The organism is Halalkalibacter alkalisediminis, assembly GCF_028610705.1.
GTDB classification, from domain to species: Bacteria; Bacillota; Bacilli; order Bacillales; family Bacillaceae_D; genus Halalkalibacter; species Halalkalibacter alkalisediminis.
In genome coordinates this window covers 21,341-28,400 of sequence record NZ_JAQQWT010000033.1, presented here as the reverse complement: position 1 = coordinate 28,400, position 7,060 = coordinate 21,341, and the positions used below count along the sequence as shown (strand labels likewise).

Here is a 7,060-nt window from a genome sequence, read left to right as displayed (position 1 = left end):
GTTTTTTTGTGCCTTGAAACCATAAATTACTCAAAACTACTTGACAAATTTGAAGAAACTTTATGCAAAGCTAATGACATTATATAATTTCATATAAATACTGTGATTATAATTTTCTGCCCAAGGTATATCATTCCATTGAGCAAGCCACAGTTGAAAATCCATTCTTAACTTCTGATCGATATCCTTTATCACAATCATCACCCACTTACAGCGTAGCACAATAAATAAATTTCATGTTGTGACTACAATTTTTTGAATTGCTTTCTTTCCTTGTTAAACCTGGGATTTAAACTATATTAATATTAAACTAAAGCTATACATAGAATCTAACACACTTTATACTTATAAAAAGTGCGGAAAATGACCATTTTAGTGCAACTTTATAGGAGGATGTTGTGAGACAAAAAAATAAACAAATAAAAGATTTACAAGAAGTAAAGACGAGTTGGGATGAAAAACTTGTAAAACAACTTATGAAGGAAATTCCTCTCAATCATGACAACATAAAAAAATAATGTTAAACGAGCACGGAATTTTGAACCGCAAAGTAATTAAACAAAAATATGGACGGTTACTTGAAAATAGTGATTTATTTGGCCTTCCTGTTTGGTCCATCATGACGGAAGAGACTTCACAAGAAGTAATGCCGATTGTTAAGGAGGATTTAGACAAGAATATACCACCCTACCGCATTTCTGACCTAGAAGAAATATTAAATTATATTTCAGATCAATCTGGAGGCATAACTTCTTTAAGCGATGGGGATAAGAAACATATCGAACTACTGGTGGACACATTTAAAAAGATATTGCATCGACACGAAAGATGGTCTAAGGAATGGCGAGTCCTCCTTTCACTGAATCAAGAACAAATAAAAGAACAGAATAATTATTATTGGATTTGCAACTTACTATTTACCTATAATAATGAGATCATATATCGCGGTACACTAAGATTTTATAAAAAATCCTTAACACATTTTTCTCATCTTCCTCCAGATACCAAAGATAGTTTTATAACCTCTTGGTTTTTCATAAAAAAGATGATCCCATCAGCGGATAAACCTCGATTAATTTTATCTATTGTAGATGACATCTCAACTGAAATTTTTACTTCTCAACAGCCTCATATCAGCATAAATACAGAAAATGATTCTGAAATGCTATTTAGTTGGAATTCAAGTTTTGAAAAAAAAGTGATTTCTATACCTGATCTTTCATCCAACTTTCGCGCTCGAATGAGGGACCTTAATGCAGTATCAAGTTTAAAAGTATTTAATATGAATGGATACTTCTACTCAAATGATCTTGACTGGACTAGATCTGAAGAAAATAATTCAAATGATGAACAAACTTTTAAAGGCACTCGAATTTACAATACATTTGATTACTTACTGAAGAATTGTTATATCAAAAACGGTGACTATATTTTATTCAAAAATGGAGAGGATCCTTCTTGTTATGAATTTGCGGAAATAATTATTCCCAAGAAGAAGGCAATGTTATTATGGAAAGGAGATATTTACCATTTTACGAACTTGACCAAAAAACTACTTAATAATCAATTTATAGAAACAACTCCAAATTATTGTGCAAAATTCTGGTACCTGCCTAATCGTCAGTATTCTTTATACGAATTAGCTAATTTCATAAAAATGTTTCACAAGTTCTAAGTACTCCGATTTTCACATCAAATTTTAAAAATTTTGAATTATACTATTGAACAAAAGCCATATCACAATTTAGTGATATGGCTTTTGTTCTTGTTTAATTCAACTTTCTGGAACCCTTATTGGCTTTATTTTCAAGTACGTACAGTGCTCCTAGTCGTTTTATCTTTCCTCCAGTGCGAAATGGTGGTGATTTTATAAGTGATTTCGCTTTTTTTAGAAAAAGGGAAATCACATTAGTGACATAAGACTTAAGTTTCAGCTCATTTCAATTTTTTGAAATTTTATTAGCTATTCCTCTTTAAATCACCGTTTCCCTCTAAATTCACTTCAAAAAATTGTATTCATGATCAAGCTCATTAAGAATAGGCAATGCTTTAACCAATATTAAAAAAGGAGGCTAAAAACCATGGATACTCAAAAATATGGAAATAAACAATCGAATGAAACAAGCCAAAGCTACGAAAAAAAAACAAAAGATTCTTTTCCGCAGAATGCTTCCGATCCATTTTTTATTTGTTGTTATTTTAATAACTATTAATGTCTTATATTAATAACTCAACTTTCGCACCTTGAAAATTGACCTTTGAGTAGGTCTATCAAAGCTTTAAGAACTAGTAATTATGTTACTTGACGAGTGCTTTTAAACAGAAAAAGCACCTGATTCTTTGGTATAGTGGAATTGACTAGAAACCATTACCACAAAGAAGAGGTGCCTTCTCTATGATAAAGGAAAAACACTCGAATGAGCAACTACCAAATGAACTTTCTGCAGTATTCTCTGAATTACAAATATCAAAATACCTTCGCCAAGCAGGTATTCGAAAAAACTTTGGGTTTTCATGCGCCTATTTGTTTCAGCTTGTTTTTAGTCTGATCTTTCATCAAAAAAATTGGTTTACCCTTGTCACTTCTAAAAAGAGCGAGCGTTATCCAGGCAAAGATACCGTCTATCGTTTTTTAAATCATTCCAAATTTGCTTGGCGGAAATTCCTTTTACTCTTTAGTACAGCTACCATTCAAAAGGTCAGCGTGCTTACATCTAAGGACCGTCCAAAAGTGCTAATTATTGATGATTCTAGTTTGATAGAAATCGTAGTAAGAATGTGGAGTTACTTGCCCGTTGTTTTGATCATGCTTCCTTGAAAATGCGATTTTATAAAGGATTTCGAATGCTTACATTAGGCTGGTCAGACGGTTATACTTTCATGCCGGTTGACTTCTCTTTACTAAGCTCAAAAAAGTCTTCTATTAATGGGATCAACGAAGAAATTGATAAACGAAGTTCTGGTTACAAGCGCCGTAGCGAAGCTCTCCAGTCAGCACCTGATCAAATCCCAGCGATGATTGAACGAGCATTATCCAATGGTATCGAAGACTCTTACGTATTGATGGACACGTGGTTTACTCAACAACCTTTGATTCAGGCGATCGTCGAACAAGGACTTGACGTCATTGGCATGGTCAAAAATGCGAAGCAACGTTATCAAGTTGATGGTCAAATGGTTTCATTAAAAGAACTCTACCGATCCGCGTCGCCCCTTCAAGGAAAGAAAGGGCTTCTTCGTTCCATCACGACGACGATGAAAAACGGCGTATCGGTTAAAGTCGTGTTCGTTCAAAACCGTAATAAGAAGAGTGAATGGCTTGCCATTCTAAGTACAGATTGCACGCTTTCCGAACAAGAAATTGTGCGTATTTACGGCATCCGTTGGGATATTGAAGTGTTCTTTAAGACGACAAAATCGCTTCTTCGCTTACAGAAAGAGTTTCAAGGACGCTCGTATGACTTACTCATTAGTCATACAACCATTGTTTTTACTAGATATATCGTTCTTTCTTGGCAAAATCGTTGCCACACAGATGAACGCACATTAGGTGGTTTGTTTTATGACCTTTGTGACGAAGTGAATGAACTTGATTGGGCTGTCGCTTTACAGCAATTAATCGAGCTTCTTCAAGATGTCTTGAAAAAGACGAACAAACAAACACAACAATTATTTAAAAATCAACTATCACAATGGATTGCAGGTTTACCAAGCTACATCAGGGCTTACCTGCCTAATTTGGTCTGCGAAAGTTGAGTTAATAATATAAGACAATCACAATTTCTCTGTCAACTATTTAATATTAACTTCCAAGGGCTTGATATATAGGCTCTCTTTAAAAGTTGCACTGCTTTAGACTTAACAGACACAAAATTATTACACCTGTGCTATGTTTATGACCATTCACCACTGAAATTACTATTTTTAACAACGCATTTACCAAAGAAAGAAGAACGTACGAATTTGAAATAATAAAGCCTAATCCCCTCTTTGTGACCAAGTGATTAGGTTTCGCTAAACCCACCCCGGCCTCCTCTTTTTTGCTTCCCTGTAAAGAAGTGCCGAAGCCGCTGCAACAACTACCGTAAAAACAATGTAATCAAAAGCTTCCTTAAAACCGATCGAGAAAATCATGCTCAATAGGAATACCAAAAGCAGGGCAAGACTAGCTAAAGCAGCCTCTTTTAAGCGAATACCACTCACCAATAAAACACCAAGCACAACTTCTAAGAAGGTTACAAAATAACCTAGGATATCAGACACTACTCTTGGGAACCAAGGGTTCAAAGTAGCTGTATACTCCAAAAAGTTATCAAAATTCCCCCAGACCACACCTAGATTTCCAACTGGACTCAAGAAGCCTAAACGGTCAGCAACTATCCATAAATACATCAACCCCAAAAAAACTCTTATAAAGATAAAGCATCCTGTTTTAATAGTCATAATGCCCTCCGCCCAATTAATTACACTTTATTTTTATTGAACCTCTCATGACTAAAAGTCACGAGATTCATGCGTTGAACGCTCCAACGAGCGAAGATAAGCAGGCTATCCCCGCAGTTCCTGCGGTTCTTGCGAAACTTGTACGTTGGACTCTGCTCTCAAGCTCACTGTTTGGTTTTTGCTTTTCAGCTGGAGAGGGCGGTTGTGCTTGAACATACATAGTAAGTGGAGCGCTCCACTTCCAGGATGCGCAGTACAAGTCATACGGGATGTCCTTGGACAATGTATGTTTGGGCAATCTTTATTATATCCGCAAGCTTGGGTTCGTTTTTTTAACAGGTCTCGAAGAATTTCCCGTTCCAATGCCTGTTCAGCATACAGCTTTTTTATTTTCTCATGTTCCTTTTCAAGTGCTGCATAATCAGATGCTGTAGGAACAAAGGCCGCTTGCTTATAGCGTGTTCCATCTAACTGATCTAGACTTGTACGCTCCAATTCTCTGGCCCATCGAAGCACCATCTTGGGATCCAGTTCATGTTGCCGGGCTGCAGCTGTCATATTGCTGATTTCTTTGCCTTTGGCGACAACCCTTTTCTTGAAATCAGGTCATATTGTTTCCTTGTCATGGCGTTCCCCTCCGTCTTGGTTTTATTGTATCGGAATAAGGGGTGTATTGTACAAGTTCATTAGGGGGCTAAATAGCATACATGAAAATCAGCAGAGTTTGGCACCAAGCTCTCGAACGTGAGCAATCCATTTATCCCGTTGGTCAGATGTAGATGGTCTGATAGGACCAATCTCGGTTATGCGTACTGGTTTGATACCGCAGAAATGAAGTACGTTTCGCTTCATGACATTCAGTCCGGCCCGATGGTACACGAGTCGATTGTACCAGGTAGGGGTGTCGGACGTAACGATCAGGTGCGCAGATTTACCCAATAGAAGCTTATCCCATAACGGTGAATGCTGCCTGTATCTGAATGCGAACCCAGGCAAGAATACCCGATCGATAAAGCCCTTCAGAACAGCGGGCGTGCTCCCCCACCATATCGGGTAAACAAATATCAGGTGATCCGCCCATCGGATCATCTCCTGTGCTTCAAGAAGTTCATTTTCCAGTTCCGTTCGCTTACCATATCCATGTTGCAGATTCAAGTCAAAGGAGATTGAGCTTAAGTTGATATTTCGGACTTGGGCTTTGTTGTTCTCTTGAACTCCTTCCGTATATGCTTTGGCCAAGGTTGCACAGTAGCTCTGTGCATCCGGATGGCCGTTAATGACAAGCATTTTCGATTTCATTGCTTTTACCTCCCCGATAATTTCATTGTGATATAATGTAAAAAAGCAACCTTAGTATATACTGGAAAATGGCGGAATAAAATGATCAACAACGTATTTTACTTGATAAATCACGCAAAGGGGAGAATTTGGTGATCGATTCGGGTGTTTCTGTTACCATGCTGTATCCAATCATGAAGTCGCTTGTCCATAAGGGCGTGGACACAGATTCGTTTTTCCGGTATGTATCGTTTGACAGCACTGTTCTGACGCAACAGGATGCGCGTATCCCAACAATGGAGTTAGAGAGATTGACAAACGCGGCGGCGATCTTTACACAGGATGATCATTTCGGATTGCAGATGGGGGCGTTTACGGAATTTGCCGATTTGGGCGTGCTCGGATACGTCATGATGCATTGCAATAACATAGAAGCTGCACTTAAGTCGTTTCAGACTTACAATGAAGTGTTGTGCAGCGGATTCAATCTGGATTGGGAGATCGTAGATGAAGATGTGAGAATACGCATGTTTACCCAATCTAACTGGAGTTTTCCCCGCCATTGTGCAGAGGGTATGGCTACTTCGCTCTACCGTCTAATCGGAATTCTGTGTAATCGAACGGTTCCGTTGCATGAAGTCAGGTTTATGCATGAGTCACCGGGGGGAATACATCCATATGAAACTGTGTTCGGAGTGATTCCCACATTTGGAGACAATTCCACAATGCTGTGTATGAGTAAGGACTTGTTGGAGAATTTGGTTCTGTATTCCGATACAAGATTGTTATTCGTATTCGAAACAATTGCCAAAGAAGCCATTGAGAAGTTACAAGTGACAGGATCGTTCTCGGATGAAGTATTGCAATGGTTGGAACACTGTCTTCCGACCCATTATCCGACCTTACGGCAAACTGCAGAACACTTTCAAATGAGTGTTCGAACGTTACAACTTCGTTTGAAAGAGGAGAAAACTTCTTATAACGAATTGTCTATTCGTGTGCGAAAGCAATTGTCCATCGGTTATTTGGAACAATTGCATATATCTATAGGTGAAATTGCATATGCTCTCCATTTCTCGGAACCGAGCGCATTCAGCAACGCCTTCAAGAAATGGACGGGGGTAACGCCGTTACAATATAGGGATAACCTGAAATGCGAAACTGTAGATACAGGGTTATTTCGGGGTCCTACCAACAAAACGCGGAAAACATACGCTAAGAGAATTTTGGAATGAAAAAAGCCAATTTTCCCTACGCTAAGAGAGTAACATCAGAAAAATACGGGTTTACAACGGTAAGGAAATCCAAATATATCGAGTAGGAGGATAATCATTAATTG

The 7,060-nt window shown here is 38.0% G+C and carries 6 protein-coding genes and 1 pseudogene; 4 read left to right on the top strand and 3 right to left on the bottom strand.

What is annotated here, in order from left to right; genetic code table 11:
• Positions 1 to 538: 538 nt before the first annotated feature.
• The 3 genes and pseudogenes from PQ474_RS22060 (at position 539) to PQ474_RS22050 (ending at position 3,756) form a co-directional block, all read left to right on the top strand.
• Complete coding sequence (locus PQ474_RS22060; RefSeq protein ID WP_273847758.1) at positions 539 to 1,675, top strand: hypothetical protein; 1,137 nt, start codon at positions 539 to 541, stop codon at positions 1,673 to 1,675.
• 406 nt (positions 1,676 to 2,081) lie between these two features.
• Positions 2,082 to 2,213, top strand: coding sequence for a hypothetical protein (locus PQ474_RS22055; protein WP_273847757.1), 132 nt, complete (start codon positions 2,082 to 2,084; stop codon positions 2,211 to 2,213).
• A gap of 182 nt (positions 2,214 to 2,395) precedes the next feature.
• Positions 2,396 to 3,756, top strand: a pseudogene (locus PQ474_RS22050) (IS4 family transposase).
• Positions 3,757 to 4,014: 258 nt separating this feature from the next.
• Here PQ474_RS22050 and PQ474_RS22045 read toward each other — a convergent pair.
• From PQ474_RS22045 to PQ474_RS22035, 3 genes are all read right to left on the bottom strand, one after another.
• Positions 4,015 to 4,443, bottom strand: a complete 429-nt coding sequence (locus PQ474_RS22045) for a MauE/DoxX family redox-associated membrane protein (protein WP_273847756.1) — start codon at positions 4,441 to 4,443, stop codon at positions 4,015 to 4,017.
• A 105-nt stretch (positions 4,444 to 4,548) separates the two neighbouring features.
• Entirely contained in the window at positions 4,549 to 4,962 is a 414-nt protein-coding gene (locus PQ474_RS22040; protein WP_273847755.1) for a hypothetical protein, read from the bottom strand.
• A 195-nt stretch (positions 4,963 to 5,157) separates the two neighbouring features.
• Positions 5,158 to 5,742, bottom strand: a complete 585-nt coding sequence (locus tag PQ474_RS22035; RefSeq protein ID WP_273847754.1) for an NAD(P)H-dependent oxidoreductase — start codon at positions 5,740 to 5,742, stop codon at positions 5,158 to 5,160.
• Positions 5,743 to 5,873: 131 nt separating this feature from the next.
• On the opposite strand from PQ474_RS22035, the gene PQ474_RS22030 reads away from it, so the two are divergent.
• The gene (locus PQ474_RS22030) at positions 5,874 to 6,956 is read left to right on the top strand and encodes an AraC family transcriptional regulator (protein ID WP_273847753.1); all 1,083 of its coding nucleotides are present in this window, start codon (positions 5,874 to 5,876) and stop codon (positions 6,954 to 6,956) included.
• Positions 6,957 to 7,060 lie beyond the last annotated feature (104 nt).

What these genes read in the sequence shown, in the direction of transcription:
- PQ474_RS22055 (WP_273847757.1), top strand. Translation starts at nt 2,082, where the DNA reads ATGGATACTCAAAAATATGGAAATAAACAATCGAATGAAACAAGCCAA.
- PQ474_RS22045 (WP_273847756.1), bottom strand. Translation starts at nt 4,443, where the DNA reads ATGACTATTAAAACAGGATGCTTTATCTTTATAAGAGTTTTTTTGGGG.
- PQ474_RS22040 (WP_273847755.1), bottom strand. Translation starts at nt 4,962, where the DNA reads ATGGTGCTTCGATGGGCCAGAGAATTGGAGCGTACAAGTCTAGATCAG.
- PQ474_RS22035 (WP_273847754.1), bottom strand. Translation starts at nt 5,742, where the DNA reads ATGAAATCGAAAATGCTTGTCATTAACGGCCATCCGGATGCACAGAGC.